A 1,629-nucleotide genomic window follows, 5' to 3' on the forward strand; every position below is an offset into this window, starting at 1 on the left:
AAAGGAGATGAAGCGTAGACAGCGAAACATTCGAGCCGAAACCCATAGGTGAACGTGATAACTCCGAAATTCGCTGATTGTGTTGTGCCGATGGTATCGTCGAACCAGCAGGCAATAGTTTCTGAAGGGGCACACTGGTGATTTTTTTCCAGTCAGAAGCACACACCGGCGTCTCAGGCGTCGGCGAGTTTGTAGAGAACAGTGCGGAACCCAGGAGATCCTGACACCTCTCAAGGGAATGAGTATATCGGGCACAAGTGCCAAAACACAAGGCCTGAGAGATGGGTATCAGGAAGTCGGGGTCAGCCATAGTAGTGATGAAACGAGTAATGATCGCGGAGCGAAGGGCTGGCAGACAGATCGAACGTGAGAGGGAAACAATGACCGTACACAGCAACGACGGACAATCATGGTTAACAAAACTTGAGCGTACAGGCAAGAAATCAGCCTGCAACAAACAGCAGGTGTTCAATAATTTAGGGCATTTGCTGAACAGTAACATGCTGAAAGGACAATTCCTACGGCTTGACGGGAATAAAGCGGCAGGTATTGATCGCATGACAAAATCCGCTTACGGGGAACATCTTGATGGGTATATTCACAATCTCATCCTGCGAATACGCAGAGGGACATCTCGCCCGAAAGCCGCCAGAATCACGCAGATCCCGAAAGAGGATGGTAGTAAACGGCCACTGGTGATTTCGTGCATAGAGGACAAACGGGTGCAACTTGCGGTCAGTGATATTCTCAGCCGAATTTATGAGCCGCTGTTTCTACCGTGTTCATACGGGTTTCGGCCGGGATTAAATTGTCATGCGGCATTGAAGGCATTACAACAGCAAACATACCGTAACTGGAATGGTGCGGTTGTGGAAATTGACATCCGACAGTACTTTAACACGATACCCCATATTGAGTTGATGAATTTACTGCGGAAGAAGATATCAGATCGCCGTTTCCTCAGACTCATTAAGGTCTTAATAACGGCACCCGTTATCGAGGGTAAACAGATATCCGACAATGTGTGCGGATGTCCCCAAGGGTCAATCTTGTCGCCGGTACTTGCCAATATCTACCTGCACTATGTGATAGATGAAGGGTATGATGAAACCAGCCGTTCACACATTCATGGTCGGGCAGGAATGGTAAGGTACGCTGATGATATGGTGTTTACCTTTGAGTTCCTGAGTGAAGCAAAACGCTTTTTAAGATATTACCTAAACGACTGAGTAAATACGGTCTGGCGTTGCACAGTGGAAAATCGCAATTAATTCCGGCGGGTCACGTTGCAGCAATGAGAGCTAACCAGTCTGGCGGGCGCTTACCTGCGTTTAACTTTCTGGGATTTACCTGCTACTGGGGGATATCGCGAAAGGGTTTCTGGCGACTGAAGTTGACCAGTCGAAAAGACCGTTTTGCCGCCAAATTGAAGGGACTCAGGGACTTCCTCTGGAAGAACCTGAATACACCTGACAAAAGGCGTGTTCTGACCATCGTCATCAGGGTTATTTTATCTACCAAAGCAAGCGGGTACTTTACAGAGGGTTCAACCGGAAGGGAGGACGACGAGGGTTAACGTGGGAAAAGCTGACTCTGATCCTGAAAGTGCTGGGTTATCCTTCAAGCTGG

1 protein-coding gene and 1 pseudogene are annotated in these 1,629 nt (G+C 48.3%); both read left to right on the forward strand.

All coding sequences use genetic code 11. The annotated features are described in order from the left end of the window. Positions 1-238 precede the first annotated feature (238 nt). On the forward strand, positions 239-370 hold the full coding sequence (locus Xind_RS22835) for a hypothetical protein (protein WP_258087083.1): 132 nt from the start codon (positions 239-241) through the stop codon (positions 368-370). Positions 371-380: 10 nt separating this feature from the next. Then, positions 381-1,629: pseudogene (locus Xind_RS19455) on the forward strand (reverse transcriptase domain-containing protein); the annotation flags it as partial.

The organism is Xenorhabdus indica, assembly GCF_014467235.1.
Lineage (GTDB): Bacteria > Pseudomonadota > Gammaproteobacteria > Enterobacterales > Enterobacteriaceae > Xenorhabdus > Xenorhabdus indica.